Source organism: Pseudothioglobus sp. nBUS_23, assembly GCF_051201565.1.
GTDB lineage: Bacteria > Pseudomonadota > Gammaproteobacteria > PS1 > Pseudothioglobaceae > Pseudothioglobus.
The window spans coordinates 179,519-197,032 of the sequence record NZ_CP179200.1 but is presented as its reverse complement, the minus strand read 5'-3'; the positions used below and the strand labels follow the sequence as shown (position 1 = coordinate 197,032).

Annotated in this window: 16 protein-coding genes; 3 read left to right on the top strand and 13 right to left on the bottom strand. The window is 38.2% G+C overall.

What is annotated here, in order from left to right; translation table 11 throughout:
• Window positions 1–2: 2 nt before the first annotated feature.
• The 10 genes from ispH to ACMAZA_RS00940 form a co-directional block, all read right to left on the bottom strand.
• Window positions 3–932, bottom strand: a complete 930-nt coding sequence (ispH, locus tag ACMAZA_RS00985; protein ID WP_435189240.1) for a 4-hydroxy-3-methylbut-2-enyl diphosphate reductase — start codon at window positions 930–932, stop codon at window positions 3–5.
• A 26-nt stretch (window positions 933–958) separates the two neighbouring features.
• Window positions 959–1,804, bottom strand: a complete 846-nt coding sequence (accD, locus tag ACMAZA_RS00980) for an acetyl-CoA carboxylase, carboxyltransferase subunit beta (RefSeq protein ID WP_435189239.1) — start codon at window positions 1,802–1,804, stop codon at window positions 959–961.
• A gap of 12 nt (window positions 1,805–1,816) precedes the next feature.
• Entirely contained in the window at window positions 1,817–2,617 is an 801-nt protein-coding gene (gene trpA / locus ACMAZA_RS00975) for a tryptophan synthase subunit alpha (protein WP_435189237.1), read from the bottom strand.
• A 66-nt stretch (window positions 2,618–2,683) separates the two neighbouring features.
• Entirely contained in the window at window positions 2,684–3,724 is a 1,041-nt protein-coding gene (gene hemE / locus ACMAZA_RS00970) for a uroporphyrinogen decarboxylase (RefSeq protein WP_435189235.1), read from the bottom strand.
• A gap of 109 nt (window positions 3,725–3,833) precedes the next feature.
• Window positions 3,834–4,046, bottom strand: a complete 213-nt coding sequence (rpmE, locus tag ACMAZA_RS00965; RefSeq protein WP_435189233.1) for a 50S ribosomal protein L31 — start codon at window positions 4,044–4,046, stop codon at window positions 3,834–3,836.
• A gap of 42 nt (window positions 4,047–4,088) precedes the next feature.
• Window positions 4,089–4,316 (bottom strand): BolA family protein, encoded by a 228-nt coding sequence (locus tag ACMAZA_RS00960; RefSeq protein ID WP_435189231.1) that lies wholly within the window; start codon window positions 4,314–4,316, stop codon window positions 4,089–4,091.
• 38 nt (window positions 4,317–4,354) lie between these two features.
• On the bottom strand, window positions 4,355–5,635 hold the full coding sequence (locus tag ACMAZA_RS00955) for an inorganic phosphate transporter (RefSeq protein WP_435189230.1): 1,281 nt from the start codon (window positions 5,633–5,635) through the stop codon (window positions 4,355–4,357).
• A 9-nt stretch (window positions 5,636–5,644) separates the two neighbouring features.
• Complete coding sequence (locus ACMAZA_RS00950; RefSeq protein ID WP_435189228.1) at window positions 5,645–6,325, bottom strand: TIGR00153 family protein; 681 nt, start codon at window positions 6,323–6,325, stop codon at window positions 5,645–5,647.
• Window positions 6,326–6,571: 246 nt separating this feature from the next.
• Entirely contained in the window at window positions 6,572–6,994 is a 423-nt protein-coding gene (locus tag ACMAZA_RS00945) for an arsenate reductase ArsC (RefSeq protein WP_435189227.1), read from the bottom strand.
• Window positions 6,995–7,003: 9 nt separating this feature from the next.
• Complete coding sequence (locus ACMAZA_RS00940) at window positions 7,004–7,672, bottom strand: MIP/aquaporin family protein (RefSeq protein ID WP_435189225.1); 669 nt, start codon at window positions 7,670–7,672, stop codon at window positions 7,004–7,006.
• A 180-nt stretch (window positions 7,673–7,852) separates the two neighbouring features.
• Here ACMAZA_RS00940 and glmU point away from each other — a divergent pair, with 180 nt between their 5' ends.
• Genes glmU through ACMAZA_RS00925 form a run of 3 tightly spaced genes read left to right on the top strand, consistent with a single transcriptional unit; the run spans window position 7,853 to window position 11,269 of the window.
• Window positions 7,853–9,208, top strand: a complete 1,356-nt coding sequence (gene glmU / locus ACMAZA_RS00935) for a bifunctional UDP-N-acetylglucosamine diphosphorylase/glucosamine-1-phosphate N-acetyltransferase GlmU (protein ID WP_435189223.1) — start codon at window positions 7,853–7,855, stop codon at window positions 9,206–9,208.
• A 14-nt stretch (window positions 9,209–9,222) separates the two neighbouring features.
• Window positions 9,223–10,392: an MFS transporter gene (locus ACMAZA_RS00930; RefSeq protein WP_435189222.1), complete on the top strand. Its 1,170-nt coding sequence runs from the start codon at window positions 9,223–9,225 to the stop codon at window positions 10,390–10,392.
• Between the two features lie 43 nt (window positions 10,393–10,435).
• Complete coding sequence (locus ACMAZA_RS00925; protein WP_435189220.1) at window positions 10,436–11,269, top strand: TauD/TfdA dioxygenase family protein; 834 nt, start codon at window positions 10,436–10,438, stop codon at window positions 11,267–11,269.
• Here ACMAZA_RS00925 and metC read toward each other — a convergent pair whose 3' ends face one another.
• From metC to argS, 3 genes are all read right to left on the bottom strand, one after another.
• The gene (metC, locus tag ACMAZA_RS00920; protein ID WP_435189219.1) at window positions 11,270–12,433 is read right to left on the bottom strand and encodes a cystathionine beta-lyase; all 1,164 of its coding nucleotides are present in this window, start codon (window positions 12,431–12,433) and stop codon (window positions 11,270–11,272) included. It abuts the gene before it with no gap.
• An 80-nt stretch (window positions 12,434–12,513) separates the two neighbouring features.
• Entirely contained in the window at window positions 12,514–15,690 is a 3,177-nt protein-coding gene (locus ACMAZA_RS00915; protein ID WP_435189217.1) for a UvrD-helicase domain-containing protein, read from the bottom strand.
• A complete protein-coding gene (gene argS, locus ACMAZA_RS00910) occupies window positions 15,687–17,435 on the bottom strand; it encodes an arginine--tRNA ligase (protein WP_435189215.1) in 1,749 nt (582 codons plus the stop codon). The genes ACMAZA_RS00915 and argS overlap by 4 nt, the downstream gene beginning before the upstream one ends.
• Between the last annotated feature and the right edge of the window lie 79 nt (window positions 17,436–17,514).

The window sequence follows — 17,514 nt, the reverse complement described above, 5'->3', positions numbered from 1 at the left end:
TATTAATTTTTTAATGATGCAGGCACAGGAAAATTAACATCTTCTCTTGCCCCCTCTACCTCAATAATCTCATGGCCACCCTGTGACATCAAGAAACTAACGACCTCCTGAACCAAAATCTCTGGAGCCGAAGCACCTGCAGTTATGCCTACCGAATTAATATTATCTAGCCACTGCTCATCAATGTCATCAGAGCTATCTATTAAATAAGCTGGCTTGCCTTGAATATCAGCAATCTCTTTGAGGCGATTCGAGTTTGAAGAGTTTTTTGAGCCAATGACTAAGAGAATTTCTGAGTGTTTTATAACCTCTTTTACTGAATCCTGGCGGTTTTGCGTTGCATAGCAAATATCACTCTTCTTTGGAGATTGTATATTGGGAAATTTCTCTTGCAATGCCTCAATAACTTCTGATGTGTCATCAACAGATAATGTTGTTTGGGTGGTGAAAGAAATATCTCTTTCTTGGTTAAAATTTAATCCATCAATATCACCAACTGATTCAACTAAAGTGATGCTGTTAGAGTCATCAGACTGGCCCAGAGTTCCCTCAACTTCTGGATGGCCGGCATGGCCGATAAGTATCACCTGATGATTGTTTTTTTGGCGACGAATTACCTCTTTATGCACCTTAGTCACAAGCGGACAAGTTGCATCATAAATAATAGCTGAGATATCGTTGGCTTCTTTTCGAACTGCTTGAGATACGCCATGAGCACTATAGATTACTACACAACCTTCTGGAACCTCAGAAATTTCATCGACAAAGACAGCACCTTTGTTCTTTAGATTATTGACAACATACTTATTATGAACAACCTCATGTCTTACATAAATGGGAGGACCATGCTTTTCAATGGCTCGTTCCACTATCTCTATGGCTCTGTCAACTCCAGCACAAAAACCCCTAGGATTAGCCAAATATATTTTCAAAATTTATCAGTTAATATTAAAAAAACTTACGCTGAGGAGTGCAGGGCTGAGAGCAATTGAAAAATTTTGTTTCTCAATTCTGCACGATGGACAATCATATCTATAGCACCTTTTTCGAGCAAAAATTCACTCCTCTGAAAACCTTCCGGGAGCTCCTCTCGAACTGTTTGCTCAACCACCCTTGCTCCAGCAAAACCAATCCTTGCGTTCGGCTCAGCGATTTGAATATCACCAAGCATTGCAAGACTTGCCGAGACTCCGCCCATTGTAGGATCAGTTAAAACTGAAATAAATGGAATTTTTTTGTCTGCCAACAGTTTCACAGCAAGCGATGTTTTAGACATCTGCATCAAAGAAAATAATCCTTCCTGCATACGTGCGCCGCCACTGGCAGAAAAACATACAAAAGGCTGATTATTTTTAATAGCAGAATTAGCTGCCCTCACAAATTTCTCACCAACAACTGAGCCCATTGAGCCGCCCATAAAACTAAAATCAAAGGCCGCTGTGACAACTGGCATACCCTTCAAAAAACCACTTTTAACAATTAAGGCGTCTTTTTCTTTGGTAAATTTTTGTGCATCCTGATAACGATCCTTGTATTTTTTTTGATCTTTAAACTTTAAGGGGTCTGCCGATTGAACATTTGATGCTATTTCAACCTGATTTTCCATATCAAGAAAGCTCTCGAGTCTTTTTCTAGCTGAAATCCTTAGATGGTGATTGCACTTCGGGCAAACATAGAGCAGTCGCTCTAACTCCTCCTGATAAAGGACTCGATTGCACTCGGGGCATTTACTCCAAAGACCCTCGGGAATATTTTTTTTAGCATTCTTGCCAATCGATGGCATTATTTTTTCTAACCAACTCATACTTTGCCTTAATTAAGTAATTGCGCTAGAGATCTCTTTTGCCAGATTCCCAACCTTAGTGACCATTTTATCTTTGTCAGAAGATAGCTCTTCTACAATTGAAACCAGAGCACTACCAACAATCACAGCGTCTGCATTTTCACCAACCTGCTTTGCTGTTTCAGCGTCTTTAATTCCAAAACCAACACCAACAGGGAGTTGGATATAGTTTCTCATTCGCTTTAAGTGGAAGTTAACAGAATCAACATCTAAATTACCCGCGCCCGTAACCCCTTTCAAAGAAACATAATATATGTATCCACTCGCTATCTTTGAAATATGCTCAAGACGCTCATCTGTTGTTGTTGGTGCAACCAAGAAGATTAAGTCAATCTTATATTTATCGAGTTCTTTTTTAAGGTCTGCGGCCTCTTCAGGGGGCATATCAACGACCAGAATTCCATCCACACCAGCTTCATCAGCCCTAGCTGCAAAATCTTTAAATCCGTAAACTTCAATTGGATTCGTATAACCCATTAAAACAATACCCGTGCTCTGGTTATGCTCCCTAAACCTCTCAACAATTGCAAAAACATCATTGAGGTCTATACCATCAGCTACTGCCCTCTCATGAGATTTAGCGATGACAGGCCCATCAGCCATAGGGTCAGAAAATGGCATGCCTAATTCAATAATATCTGCACCACAATCTGCAAGAGTAAAAACAAGCGCCTCACAATTATCTAGTCCGCCATCTCCAGCAGTGATGAAAGGAATGAAAGCAGTTTGGTCAGCTTCATTAAGTTTTTTAAAAATATTAAAGATTCGTGACATGTTATTTTTTCTTCTTAATTAAATTAATTTTAACATAGTGAAAGTAGATCTCTATTCACTGATTTTTTATTTTGAATATGAATGCACAGCATCGACCAAGACCTTCATGCTCTCTGGATCAACCTCTGGCGTAATTCCATGACCTAAATTAAATACATGTCCAGTTGAGCCCTTAAACTGATCTAGAATTTTATGCGCCTCAGCTTTTATAACCTCTGGCGATGCATAGAGCACCGATGGGTCAAGATTACCCTGCAACGCTACTTGATTTCCAACTCGTCTCTCTGCCTCTCCTATCTCAACCGTCCAATCAATTCCAACTGCGTCACAACCAGTCGCTGCGATTTGCTCTAGCCATGCTGACCCTCCTTTTGTAAAAAGGGTCACTGGAATTGTCTTGCCTTCGTATTCTCGCTTAATTCCATCAACAATTTTTGACATATACCTTAATGAAAAGCCTTCATAGCTCTCCTTATTCAAAAGACCACCCCAAGTATCAAAAATCATAACTGAGTCAGCCCCAGCCTCAATTTGAGAATTGAGATAATCTATAACGGTATCAGCAAGGACATCAAGCAGCTGATGCATATGCTTCGGATTCTCATACATCAGCGCTTTTACTTTTGAAAAAGTTTTGCTGGAACCACCCTCAACCATATAGGTTGCGAGTGTCCATGGACTTCCAGTAAAACCAATCAACGGAACTCTGCCCTTTAGGTTTTTTTTAATAACAGAGACAGCGTTACTTACATAAGATAGCTCCTCAGAAACATCCGGCTTTTGTAATTGCTCAATGTCTTTAAGGGTGTTCAGTGGATGAGTGAACTTTGGACCCTCGCTCTCAACAAAATGAAGTCCAAGACCCATTGCATCTGGAATAGTTAGGATATCTGAAAAAAGAATAGCAGCATCCAAATCAAACCGATCAAGGGGCTGAAGTGTTACTTCACAAGCCAAGTCACTTGACTTGCAAAGCGTCAAAAAATCTCCAGCTTTTTTTCGAGTAGCTCTATATTCTGGCAAATATCTTCCTGCCTGCCTCATGACCCAAATAGGCGTTCGGGTTACTTCTTTTTTTAGTAGTGCATTAATGTAGTCGAATGCCATTTTGTTGTCTCAAAAATATTTGATTATATCAATTTTAAGGCTTTTCTTTAGTTTCCTTCTGACACAAAAAAAGCCACATTTGTGGCTTTCACTGTGTCTTAATTTGAAATTAACGTTTGAAAGCGCCGTAACGTGACTTGAACTTTTCAACACGTCCCGCAGTATCCATAATTTTTTGCTTTCCAGTGTAGAAAGGATGGCAACTTGAACAAACGTCAAGATGAATTTCGTCTTTACTTGAAGTCGAGCGAGTCTCAAATGAATTACCGCAACTGCACACAACTTTAATAGTTTCGTATGAAGGATGAATATCTGTTTGCATAACTTTATATCTTCAAGTTTCTAAAAAGGAGTGAATTATATACTATCTCTCTTCTGGGGTAAATGTTTTAACACTTAAAGCGTGAAGCTCTCCGCTCTTTATTTCTTCCTTTACAAGACCCAAAACTAATCTTTGTCGTTGAAGCAAAGAAAGGCCATCAAACGCTGAAGAGACAATAACTGCTGAGCAGTTACAGCCGTCACCTTCCATAATAACTTCTGAGCCTTCAATGCCCTGCTCTAGCTTAGCTTGTACCTCTTCCAGTGTCATAATATTACCCTAATCAATTTGCCAACATATTATACGCTCTATGCGCTAAATATTCCTTTTAGGGCAAAGAAAAATAAAATCGACATGACCGCCCCTGCTGGCAAAGTAATAATCCAAGATAGAAAGATTTTATTAATCACTCTTAGATTAAGTGATGCAAGACCTCTCGCTATTCCAACGCCTAGAACTGCACCAACGAGAACCTGTGTCGTTGATACAGGTAGCCCAGTATAAGAAGCAAAAACAACAGTCGTTGCAGCAGCCAGTTCAGCTGAAAACCCGCGACTTGGAGTGAGCTCAGTAATATTTTTACCTATAGTTCTCATCACTCTAAAGCCAAAAGTTGCAAGACCAAAAACAATACCGCCACCTCCAATGAGAAGTATCCATGATGGCAAAGCACTTTTAGAGACAATTTGACCTCCTGATTCTACGATACTATAGACAGCAGCCAAAGGCCCAATAGCATTCGCAACGTCATTTGATCCATGAGCAAAAGCCATTGAACAGGCCGTAATCACCATGAGTCCACCAAATAATTTCTCCATGTTGGCATAAGAGAAATCGCTATCATCCTCAGGATTTGTTTTGATGCGTCTGAGAATAATTGCAGCAAGAATGGCTGCTAATATTCCAACTATTGTTGCAATCATCATGCTGGTTGGCAAATCTTTACCCAAGTGTTTTAATGAGTCAACGTGTTTAAGGCCCTTTAAAAGGGTTACCAAAGAGAGAACGAATCCAACAAAGAAGACATAAAACGGTAGGTATTTTTTTGCGTTCTCCAAAGGTTTGTCAGTATCAATGACCAGGCGCTGAAGGCTTTTAAAAATAATAATTGCCATAGTGCCTGCAATAACGGGTGAAACTACCCAGCTGGCAATAATGGCATAGACCTTGCCCCATGACACCGCCTCTACTCCAACACCTACCGCTCCAAAACCAACGATTGCTCCAACAATAGAGTGCGTAGTTGAGACGGGCCAACCCAGTGATGATGCAATTAGAAGCCATGTGGCAGCTGCCAAAAGTGAGGCGAGCATTCCGTAGACCAACAACTCTGGATTAGATGTAAATGCCCCAGCATCAAGGATGCCCTTCCGAACGGTTGCAGTGACCTCTCCACCAGCCAACACTGCGCCAGCAAATTCAAAAATAACAGCAATAATGACTGCCTGCTTAAATGTTATTGCGCCTGAGCCAACAGAAGTTCCCATAGCATTAGCAACATCATTGGCACCAATACCCCAAGCCATAAATAGACCAAAGCCAATGGCTAACATGATTAGAATTTCACTATTTTGAATGATGATTTCCACAACGAACTCCTATTTTGTCAACATAACTTCGAATCGTGACCCAACCTTTTGGGCAGCGTCTGCGGTTTCACCGAGCCACTCAATGGCCCGATAGTAAAACATCACATCAATAGGTGGCAGGGAAGCCTCAAGTAGATAAAGCTTATTCCTAATTGACTCTTGGGCAACATCAGTTTCATGCTCTAATTCGTTGACCTTCTTTATCATCTTGTCAACAATTTTTCGCTCTCGACTGCTAAATGCTGTCTCTAGGAGCTCATCTAGTTCATTAATTGCAACCAGTGCAGCAGCTGAAGTCTTTATGCATAACTTTGACAAATCTATAAAATCCTGAGCAAATTCTTTTGGAAAAACCATTTTTCTTGACATCATCAATCCCGCCAAGTCTTTTGTAATATTCGCAATCGAATCCTGAATCAATAATACATCCAATAAATCCCTTCTTGAAAAAGGCATCATAAATGTGCTCGGAAGATTCATTCTTAATTTCTTCTTAAGCACATCCGCTTTTTGTTCTTTTTTCCCAATTGAAGTATGACTCAATTGAGCTTTTTCCCAATCTTCAGCCTCAGCAGCCTTAGCAAATGCACCAAACTCTTTAAGGCATGAGTGCACTTGTTTCATATGTTTCTGTAGGGGGCTTATTGGCGATTTACCAAATAAGCTTGTGATATTGTCTTTTCCAGTCATAGCAGCGATCTACTCCATTTATTTTTAAAAGCTTAAAACACTATGTAACAATACAAATTTCTGATAACCAATGTCAAAAAATGCGCATTATAAATAATAATCTTTGTTCTTTTATGGTTTATTGTCTCATTGACTAACTCAATTTAATTAAATTCAATTCAATGATTATAACTGACAAAAAAAAACTTAAGCCACAGGCTTAAACTAATACACTTAATTTGAATAGGGTTGAATATTTTTGAGTACTTAACTTGATGCTGAATTGCTAAGAAGATAAGTTTGAACAAATGGCAATAAATTTTCTTTAATTCTATCAAAACAAAGCTTAAAAGATTCATATCCTTGACCATCAGGATCATCAAATCCAATATGTTTGATAGGTATATTTCCAGGAAAAATCGGACACGTTTGGCTTGCATTCTCACAAACAGTTATGACTAAGTCAAAAGGAATATGAATAATGGAATCTATACCTTTAGAATGATAGCTACTCTTCCACATTTCATTTTCTACTAATATTTTTTTGGCCTTAGGGTTTACTCTACCACTTGATGAAACACCGCTGGAATGAGCTTCAATTTGACCATTGAATGAATGATTGATGAGCGCCTCAGCAATAATGCTTCGACAGCTATTTCCTGTGCACAAAACCAAAACTTTTTTACTCATCTGACCTACCTAATTGTCTGATTTAAAGACCCTTAAAAAAACCATCGATGCCAGCATAGCGCCTAGACAAGTTGCCACAATATATACCCATAGATGTTCAAGGTTTCCACTAACAATAGCGGGTCCTATGCTTCTTGCTGGATTCATACTAGCGCCAGTAATTGGGCCAGCAAACATTGACTCAAGTCCAACAGTAAGTCCAATTGCTAAACCGGCAAAATCTTTTGTAGCTTTGCCATGAACAGCAGATGAACAAATCACAATCATTAATATAAAGGTCAAAATAAGTTCAAAACCAAAAGATTGTGAAACAGAGCCACTGGGAATAGTTGCGCCTAAATAGCTCACCTCAGATACGTTAGAAAAATTTTCTGATAAGAGAAAAAGAAGGCACAAACTAGCCAACACTGCGCCAGTAACTTGTGCGGCAATATAGGGGATAACATTTCTCTTATTAAACTCGCCCATGGACCAGAATGCTAGGGTCACTGCAGGGTTGAAGTGGGCACCAGAAACATGCGCAAAACTATAAATCAGAGCTACAATCACAAACCCAAAAGTTAGTGCTATACCTACATGTCCGATTGCTTGGGCGATGTCATTAATCATAATTGCTCCGGTGCCTGCAAACACCAGTATGAAAGTACCGAGTAGCTCAGCAGTTAGTTTCTTATACATTGAAATATTGGGTCATTTGATAGAGTTAGCCAAGTATCATAAAATTGAAATATGACAGTTGTATTACAAAATCTTTTTTAATTTGGCCATTAAAAGGTACAAAGGGTAACATTATACAAAAATTAATAAATTAACCCCAATTATTATTCCGTTTTATAAAAAGTACAGCCAAATATTAAGATGAACACTGCCATTATATTAGCCGCTGGTCAAGGCACAAGAATGAAGTCCCAAACTGCCAAGGTGCTTCACAAGGTTGGCAGCAAATGTCTGCTTCAACATGTTGTAGATGCCACAAGAGATTACGTTGAAACAATAAATGTAATTGTTGGGCACAATTCTCAATCTGTCAAAGCCGCAATCAAGGAAAGTAAAATTAACTGGGTCCTCCAAGAACAACAACTGGGGACTGGGCATGCTGTTCAGCAAGCTGTACCATTACTAAATGATGACTCAACCTGCTTAATACTCTATGGAGATGTCCCCCTTATTCAAAGCGTTACAATAGAAAAATTACTCATTAAAGCTCGTACATCAGGATTTTCACTTTTAAGTGTTGTGCTAGATGATCCTTCTGGATACGGGAGAATAATCAGAGATACAAATGGATTGATTCAATCTATTGTAGAACAAAAAGATGCTAGCGAAAGGCAGCAAAATGTTAAAGAAATCAATACTGGGATCATGGCGATTAAGTGCTCTCTATTGAAGAAGTATTTGAATGAATTAAAGCCCAATAATGTCCAAGGGGAGCTCTATCTAACCGATATTGTTGAAAGTGCTGTCAAAGATAATGTTAATATTGCCTCATTTCTATGTGAAAACGCGTCAGAGGTCATGGGTATAAATGACAAAAAACAACTATCTCGAGCTGAACGATTCTATCAAGTCAGACAGGCTGAAGATTTTATGTCGTCAGGACTGACTATTATGGATCCTAGTCGTTTTGATTGTCGAGGTGGTTTGACCTTTGGAAATGACTGCACTATAGATGTTAATGTTGTTTTTGAGGGAGATAATGTTTTAGGTAATAATGTTTTAATTTCGCCTAACTGCATTATAAAAGACTCGAAAATCGGAGATAATACCTCTATCTTTCCGAATTCGATTATTGAAAATTCGATTATTGGCTCGAGCACAACTATCGGTCCCTTTGCTAGGATTCGACCTGATACAAACATTGGAGATCACTCTAAAGTTGGTAACTTCGTTGAAATTAAAAAATCTACCATTAAGAGCAATTCTAAGGTATCACATTTGAGCTATGTTGGTGATAGCAAAATTGGAGATGATGTAAATATTGGGGCAGGTGTGATTACTTGCAATTATGATGGCGCCAATAAACATCAAACCGAGATTAAAGATGGAGCATTTATTGGATCTAATAGTCAACTAGTTGCCCCAGTCTCTATAGGAAAAAATGCAACCATCGGGGCAGGGTCGACCATCACTCAAAATGCACCAGATAATAAACTCACTCTGAGTAGAAATAAGCAGTCGACCATAGACAAGTGGAAGCGACCTAAGAAGAAATAACAATCTAACCAATAATGCTTAATCTTCCTAAAAATGTATGGATTCTGACTGCGTGTCAATCCCTATTTATGTCACTGAGTGTTTTTATGGTTTTTGTTGCAGGCATTATTGGGAGTGAACTCGCGCCTACTAAAAGTTTATCAACGCTGCCTGTTGCAACTATCGTTGTTGGAACTGCTCTAAGCGTGATTCCTGTGATTCGACTAATGTCAATCTTTGGTCGGAAAAAAGTTTTTTTAAGTGCATGCATTTATTCAATCCTGCTCATTGGCCTGTGCATTTTTTCTATTTCTGAAGAAATATTCTTTCTGTTTAGTTTTGCAAGTTTTTGTCTTGGAGCGACAGTAGCAACAATGATGCAGTTTCGCTTTGCAGCAATAGAGAGTGTGAATCAAGACCAAAGAGCCTCAGCAACTGCGGTGGTTCTTCTCGGCGGCTTAATTTCTGCATTCCTTGGTACTGAAATTGCAACTATTGGAAAAAGCATCCTGGATACTGAATTTGTGGGCTCATTTTTATTATTAGCACTTCTTTTCATCATTGCGTTTGTTTTGATGTTCTTTTTTGAGCCAGCTGTAAAATTTAAGGAGCAAATAGAAAAATCAAAGCGGCCCTTATTAAGCATCATTCAGCAGGGCTCATTTGTTGTTGCTGTCTCTGCTGCAACAACGGGATATGTTGTCATGAGTTTCATTATGACTGCTACTCCTGTAAGTATGCATGTTATGGATGGACATTCTCTTCATCACACTAAACTTGTTCTTCAAAGTCATGTTATAGCAATGTTTCTACCCTCACTTTTTACGGCCTACATAGTCAAATATATTGGTCTCACTAAAATGATGCTTCTAGGTATTTTGATTCTTTTCATCTCTGTATTCATTGCCTTTATGAGTCATGCTCTGACACATTATTGGTGGTCCCTCGTTCTTCTTGGGCTAGGCTGGAACTTTCTTTTTATTGGAGGCACTAACCTTCTTCCTCAGGCATACAGTGAAAATGAAAAATTCAAAGTTCAATCCATTAATGACTTCTTAGTGTTTGGTTTTCAGGCTCTGGCAGCTCTCTCTGCAGGATGGTTTGTATTCAATTTTAGTTGGGAGGTTGTTCTACTATCAGTTCTGCCATTACTGTTAATACAGTTCAGTGTGTTACTATGGTGGTTTTTTAAAAAAACTAACTAGTCAGTTTTTTTGGTATAAAATTCAAAAAAAAACGGAGCTATAGATGCTTAAAGCAGAGCCATTAACACCCTCGATTGGCGCAGTAATTTCGGGAGTATCACTGAATCATTTAGATTCTGAAAGTCTGGATCAAATCTATGATTCACTGATCAAGCATCAGGTGATTTTTTTTCGAGATCAAGAGCTTTCGCCTGAATCTCACATGCGTCTGGCTGAAGGCTTGGGAGAAATTGATCCTGGACACCCAGTCTACCCTCATGTTGAGGGATACCAAAGCATTGTTCTGCTCAGAAATGATGCCAACAATAAACCTGACACGGCAGACTGGCACAAAGACCTAACATTTAAATCTAATCCCCCTTTTGCAAGCATCCTTCATGGAGTTGAGGTTCCTAAATTTGGAGGGGACACTCTTTGGGCAAGCATGAGTGCTGCCTATAATCAATTGCCTGAAGGCTGGAAGCAATACCTAGAAAATCTTGAGGCTATACATGATATGGGAACATTTAGAAACGACTACCTTAGAGAAGGGGGTGTTGCATCTGTGAACGATGCCCTTAAAGAGGTTGGTTCAGCGGTCCATAAGGTGATAGAAACTCATCCAGTATCGGGCCTCAAATATATTAATGTCAATCAATCATTTACACGAAACATTGTGAATGAAAACCAGGGTCCAAGCGATCATGTATTACAGTTCTTGTATCAACACATGAACAAACCTGAATTTCAGGTGCGATTTCATTGGGAGAATAACTCAGTTGCCATTTGGGATAATCGGATTACTCAGCACTATGCTGTATGTGACTATTTACCCGAGTTTAGGCATATGCAGCGCATTACTGTTGTAAACGATAAAAGGGAACTAGCCCAGAAATAACTAAAGGTTTTTAAAGGCTTGCTCTAAATCTTCGATTAAATCTTTTGTTTCCTCAAGCCCTATGCTTAAGCGGATTACGTGCTTACCATTATAAAGCCATTGACCATCACGCTTGTATGGCCTTGCAGTCAAAAGACTTTTATAACCGCCCCAACTAAACGCGAGCCCAAACATCTCAAGGGAGTTAACAAATTTGGCAATTTGATCAGCTGAATATGACTTTTTGAACGTAAATGAGAACAAGCCAGATGCTCCTAAAAAATCTCTCTTCCATAAGGAGTGTTGAGGATGCGACTCAAGTCCAGGATGTATCACACAATCCACAACATCCTGTTTTTCAAGCCAATGCGCAACCTCAAATGCCGATCTCTCATGTTCCTGTAATCGGACTTTGAGCGATCTTAATCCTCTTAATGCCGAATAGCAATCCTGAGGGTTGGTGTAGTTTTCAACAGTTTCGAAATAGTTTGCAAATTCATCAGCATATTTTTCATTAACCGTAGCACATCCCATCAAAACATCTGAATGCCCGCAGATGTACTTTGTTACCGATTGAATAGCGACATCTGCCCCAAGGTCTAGAGACTTTAGGTACAAAGGTGTCGCCCAAGTACTATCAATGATAATCATTATTCCTGCTTTTTTAGCAGCCTTAACAATTGCCGGTATATCCTGAATCTCAAATGTATTAGAGCCAGGTGACTCAAGAAAAATAAGTTTAGTTTTGTTATTAAAGTAAACACTTATCTCTTCACCGATATTTGACTCAATATGAGTAGTCTTAACATTATATTTAGCAAGAATTTTGTGACAAAATCTTTTAGTAGGGCCATAAGCATTATCACAAAGCAATACCTCATCACCACTCTGAGTAAATGCCATAAGAGTACTTGTTATTGCATTAATTCCTGAGGGAAATGCATATGCTCTATGGCCATTTTCCAATCTACAAATAGCCTCTTCAAAGGCTTTCTGTGTTGATAGACCATGAGTCCCATAATCTACTCCAGGATAGTTGCCCTCTAGAGCTAATTGCATATCCTCAAAGTTTTCAAACAAAACAGAAGAGCCGCTTTGAACATCAGGGTTAATAGTTTTTATTTTTCGACCACCATACTTCTGAGTATAGTCAGTCCAGCCAACATTGTTTTTTTGCTTCGACATAGAGATAAAATGTTTACAGAATTGGCTGCCATCATAGGAGGAATTTGATGCTTTGTCCAGTTATTTTCCTTAACTACTCATTAGAGCAATATGAGTTGACTTTCTGCAGGACAATAAATCGCTGTTTTAATGGGCATATCAAAGAAATCATTTAAAACCTCTAGGTATTTTTTCATCTGAGATTGGTGTGAGTGTTTTTGTCGCTCAATAAATTCAACCAAAGTCTCGCCCTTATTTAGTGAAGCAGTTTTGAAATCGATAATCCATAAAGTTCCATCATCAATAAATAATCGATCAATAACAACTGATTGGCTTGCATTTCTATATTCTGACTCGACTTCTGTTGATTCTCTATATTTAAATAGCCATTCGAAATGCTCATCATGCTTTGTTTTTGAGAGTATCTCTGAAATTGAATTTGAGAATGCACTCAATAATTTTGACGGAATCCCCATTTCTCTTAACCTTGTTTCAACTGACAATTGAGAAGGATTGAAGTCCCCATGTTCCAAATAAAAATGAACGATTGTGCCTATTGATCCTTGATAAATTAAATCAAAAGTTTTTGGATGATTTGTTCTCTCCTCAGTTTTACTAATTCTTTTATTTGATAAAGAGTCAAGATTTTTTAACCTTTGAAGTTTTGGTGCGCGGATCTCTGTTTGGCTTGTGCCACTCTGCTCTATATCAAAATCTAAATCAATCTCAAAGTATTTGTCCAATAGAGACAAAAACGATCCATTTACTGCCTTTCCATTTTTTGATACGCTACCAAATAAGTGAACCCTATTTTTAGCTCGACTCATAGCCACATACAGAAGCCTCATCAACTCAAAATGTGATTGCTGCTTTTGCAAATATTGTAAATAAAGGTATGTTTCATTCTCACTATTTTCGTGGGAAGGCTTGATAGGCGACATTAGAACCTTGTTATTTTGGAATTCTTGAATTTGCATGAGAGGAAGATTATCGCTCCTTCCTTTTTTGCCAATTCCTGGAATAATAACTGTGTCAAACTCAAGGCCCTTCGACTGATGAACAGTCATCAGTTTGACATTTGAGACTTTAGAGGGCGCATAGAGCTCTTGGAGCATAGACTCAATCGCATGAGCATTGAGGTTTTCATTGATTTCACAATAATTCAACACTTCAAGAAACTGTGACTTAATTGTTCTCTCGATGCTTGTCAGTTCATCATCATTGAACAGCTGGCCCAATACAAAAGAGAAGCGCTCAACGAAAGAAAACCTACCTTCAGCAAAAATAGCGTCTCTTGTTGCAAAATAAATGTGTTTACATCTCATAAGTCCATCAGAACTCATTCCCTCTTTTGAATCTAAATCCATTAGCTGAGCAAAAATAGTTTGATCATTATTCTGGCTTAAAATTAATAAATCACTTAGATTCAAACCGCACCATGGCGATCTAAGTATAGACAGCCAAGCGAGCTTGTCACCCAAGCTGAGAATTGATCTTGATAAACTCAATAAATCTCTGGTGAATAGCTTAGATCTTAAGGATTCAGTTTTCAAAGACTCAAAATGAATATTATTATTTTTCAGAACTGAAGAGATCTCTGTAAGGTGAGATCTTGACCTAACAAGAATAGCTATCTCTCTATTAGAGTCTTCTGAGAGAGATTGATCAACAATTTTATATATTTGTTCAGCCTCCTCAAGGTCACTATTAGGCCCTAGAGGATAGAATGAGACTGCTTTGTTTTGTTCAGTTTTAGAAAATGAAAATGAACTAGTATATTGAATTGCACCTTTAACTAAGTCATCTTTCTGAGGAAAAATTCTAGAGAAAATTTCATTATTCGTCTCAACAATACTTTGATTAGATCTAAAGTTTGCCTTTAGTTTTAGAGGTTTAACCTTTAGACTACCAATTCCATTTTGAGCAACATTGAGAAAGATTCCAACCTGTGATTCTCTAAATTTGTAGATTGACTGCATTGGGTCACCAACAAGAAATAACGTTTTTCCATCATCTTGCTGCCATCCACTGATCAGCCTCTCTATCAAGTTGAATTGTGAGTATGAAGTATCTTGAAATTCATCAACCAGAACATGCTTGATTTGGTAATCCAACAGTAAGGCAATGTCACTTATCTCATCTCGACTATCTAAAGCATTTATTGCCTTAATATTGACCTCAGAAAAATCTTGTAGTTTTTCTTGATCAAAAATTATGCTTAGTTTTGCAACACTAAGCTTCAAAACTTGAACTATGTCTGAAATAGATTTTTTAAGGGATTCTGGAAGCTTGCTACTTGGCAAAAAATCTAAATTGATAAGCAGTTCTTTGAAATCTATTTTTCCATCTAGTCCCTCAAGGATTTCTTTAAACATGTTTTTCTCTTCCTTGAGTTCGGGAGGAAAGCCCATTTTCACATCGACTCTCTTTCTCCAGTTACTATTACTTTTAGTTATTAAGAGTTCAGAAATAATTTTCCAATCCTTCAAATCACTGGGTTCTACACCAGGAAGATGGGTAATACTCGATACATCTTCTCTTGCATTCTCTCTAAGAAGAGAAAAAAAATTAGGACTAAGTATTTTTTGTGCTTGCGTTCTGAGTGATTTGAGGTGATCAGTAATCAATTCACCAGAAAAATCTTCGATATGACTAATATCTAAAGCGCCTTTGGCATATATTTTTGGAAGCCACTGCTCTCTTTTTTTAAGCATTTGCTCTACAAGTCGATAGAACCTTTCTACATCATTGTCAAGATAAAGCAAGACTGATGAAATAATTTTTTGATACTCATCATCCTCTATAAGCAATAGTGTCTCTTCTGCGGCCTGACGATAAATTATGTCGTACTCAAAAGAGTCAACCATAGTTCTTGGCGGAATCAATTGCTCAAGAGAGGGGAATCTAGAAACTATTAGATTAGACAATGAGTCGATAGTAATTATTTTTAGCCGAGAAGGGTGATTGACAAGGTCCCACCCCCTCTTGTGAGATTGGTTTAAAGCCTTAGTAGCGAGATCAAAAGTTTTTCTTTTAAATTTCTCAATAGGAGGTTTTTCTTTAGCTTGATTTAATGAACTTATGACTCGATGCTTGAGCTCATCTACTGCTCTATTCGTGAAAGTCATTACTAATATATTTTCTGGCTCATCGGCAGAGCCGAGTAATTTCAAGTATCTTTGTGAGATAAGTTCGGTTTTTCCAGAGCCTGCAGGGGCTTGAACGATGAAGGAGTCGCGTACATTTAATGCGTCATCCCTTTGTTTTTGATCATTCACATTGACTCTGGAGCGCCTACTCCTAGAATTGAAAGTCCATTTTTGAGTATTTGCTGTGTAGCACTGATCAGTGCCAATCTCGCTTGCGTTAGATTTTTATCATCAACGATAAACTTGCAGGCATTATAGTAACTATGAAAATGATTAGAGAGATCTCTGAGGTAATAAGCTAACTGATGAGGCTCATATTGAATCGCTGATGATTCCAAAACACTCTTAAATCGACTCAGCTCTCTTAAGAGATCCTTTTCAATCTCTTCAGTAAGTAGTGCTAAATTTGTCTGGCTAACATCCAGCTCTATCTCTTTTTCATCTGCCTGCCTAAAAACCGAACAAATTCGAGCATGGGCATATTGAATATAGTAAACAGGATTTTCATTAGTTTTAGATTTTGCCAAATCTAAATCAAAGTCCATATGTTGCTCTGATTTTCTAAGGATATAAAAAAAACGCGCAGCATCATTTCCTACTTCTGCTCTAAGATCTTCAAGTGTAACAAAAGAGCCACTTCGCGTAGACATTTGAACCTTACTCCCACCGCGATAAAGATTTGCAAACTGGACTAACAAAATCTCAAGCTTATTTGGGTCGTGGCCTAACGCCTCAATTGAAGCTTTAACTCTTGGGATATATCCGTGATGATCTGCACCCCAGACATTAATAATTTTGTCATAACCCCTCTCCAGTTTTTCAAGGTGATAGGCAATATCAGATGCAAAATATGTATGGTTTCCATTATCACGAACGACGACACGATCTTTTTCATCGCCATAGTTTGTTGTCTTAAACCATAATGCTCCATCTTTCTCGTACAAGTTCTTGCTGTCCTTTAGCTTTGAAATACAGGCTTCTGAAAGACCGCTATCGATCAATGACTGTTCTGAAAACCATTTTTCAAAAATTACTCCAAATTCAGCTAAATCATTTTTTATCCCACCCAAAATACTTTCAATTCCAGCCTTAAAAACCGCCTTAAAGCGATCTCCCAATACAGACTTAGCCCTCTCAATTAACTGATCGATATGTATCTCCTTATCACCCCCTTCAGAGCCATCTTTAGATACATTTTCAAAAACCAAATCTGACTTTAGATGGAATTCTTGTCCACTAGCCTCATAAATTACTTGAGCAATATCATGAATATACTGGCCTTGATAACCATTGTCGGGGAACCTCAAACTTTCTCCACAAATAGTTAAATAGCGCAAATAAATACTGACTGTTAAAATATCCATCTGCCTACCAGCGTCATTCACATAGTACTCATTGTCAACGAGGAACCCAGCATTTCTTAACAAGTTTGACACAGTTGCACCATACGCAGCTCCCCTCCCATGACCCACATGGAGTGGCCCAGTAGGGTTAGCAGATACATATTCCAAGAGTACTTTTTTTCCATGACCAATTTCTGAGCTGCCATATAAAGCAGCTTGGTCAATAATCTCATTTACAATTGACGAGCTTGTTTCCTGCGACATGAAAAAATTAATAAAGCCTGGGCCTGCAATTTCAATTTTCTGAATAAAGCTTTTTTGTTCGAATTGATCAATAATAATTTTTGCTAATTCGACAGGGCTCATTTTTGCCTGTTTAGAGAGCATTAAGGCTATATTGGTAGCATAATCACCATGGCTATTATCCTTCGTATGATCGATTCTGATTTTTGAGGGCATCTCATTAAGAGTGCCCTTAGAAATTAACTCCTGAATGCACTTGTTAAGTAAATCTTGTAATTGGTCTTTCATATGGCTCAGCTAGTGATTTCTTATATGTTCAAGGAAGCTATTTTAATTTATCTGAGTGTAAGCCCATTACCGAATTATA

What these genes read in the sequence shown, in the direction of transcription:
- accD (WP_435189239.1), bottom strand. Translation starts at nt 1,804, where the DNA reads ATGAGTTGGTTAGAAAAAATAATGCCATCGATTGGCAAGAATGCTAAA.
- trpA (WP_435189237.1), bottom strand. Translation starts at nt 2,617, where the DNA reads ATGTCACGAATCTTTAATATTTTTAAAAAACTTAATGAAGCTGACCAA.
- hemE (WP_435189235.1), bottom strand. Translation starts at nt 3,724, where the DNA reads ATGGCATTCGACTACATTAATGCACTACTAAAAAAAGAAGTAACCCGA.
- rpmE (WP_435189233.1), bottom strand. Translation starts at nt 4,046, where the DNA reads ATGCAAACAGATATTCATCCTTCATACGAAACTATTAAAGTTGTGTGC.
- ACMAZA_RS00960 (WP_435189231.1), bottom strand. Translation starts at nt 4,316, where the DNA reads ATGACACTGGAAGAGGTACAAGCTAAGCTAGAGCAGGGCATTGAAGGC.
- ACMAZA_RS00950 (WP_435189228.1), bottom strand. Translation starts at nt 6,325, where the DNA reads ATGACTGGAAAAGACAATATCACAAGCTTATTTGGTAAATCGCCAATA.
- ACMAZA_RS00945 (WP_435189227.1), bottom strand. Translation starts at nt 6,994, where the DNA reads ATGAGTAAAAAAGTTTTGGTTTTGTGCACAGGAAATAGCTGTCGAAGC.
- ACMAZA_RS00940 (WP_435189225.1), bottom strand. Translation starts at nt 7,672, where the DNA reads ATGTATAAGAAACTAACTGCTGAGCTACTCGGTACTTTCATACTGGTG.
- glmU (WP_435189223.1), top strand. Translation starts at nt 7,853, where the DNA reads ATGAACACTGCCATTATATTAGCCGCTGGTCAAGGCACAAGAATGAAG.
- ACMAZA_RS00930 (WP_435189222.1), top strand. Translation starts at nt 9,223, where the DNA reads ATGCTTAATCTTCCTAAAAATGTATGGATTCTGACTGCGTGTCAATCC.
- ACMAZA_RS00925 (WP_435189220.1), top strand. Translation starts at nt 10,436, where the DNA reads ATGCTTAAAGCAGAGCCATTAACACCCTCGATTGGCGCAGTAATTTCG.
- metC (WP_435189219.1), bottom strand. Translation starts at nt 12,433, where the DNA reads ATGTCGAAGCAAAAAAACAATGTTGGCTGGACTGACTATACTCAGAAG.
- argS (WP_435189215.1), bottom strand. Translation starts at nt 17,435, where the DNA reads ATGAAAGACCAATTACAAGATTTACTTAACAAGTGCATTCAGGAGTTA.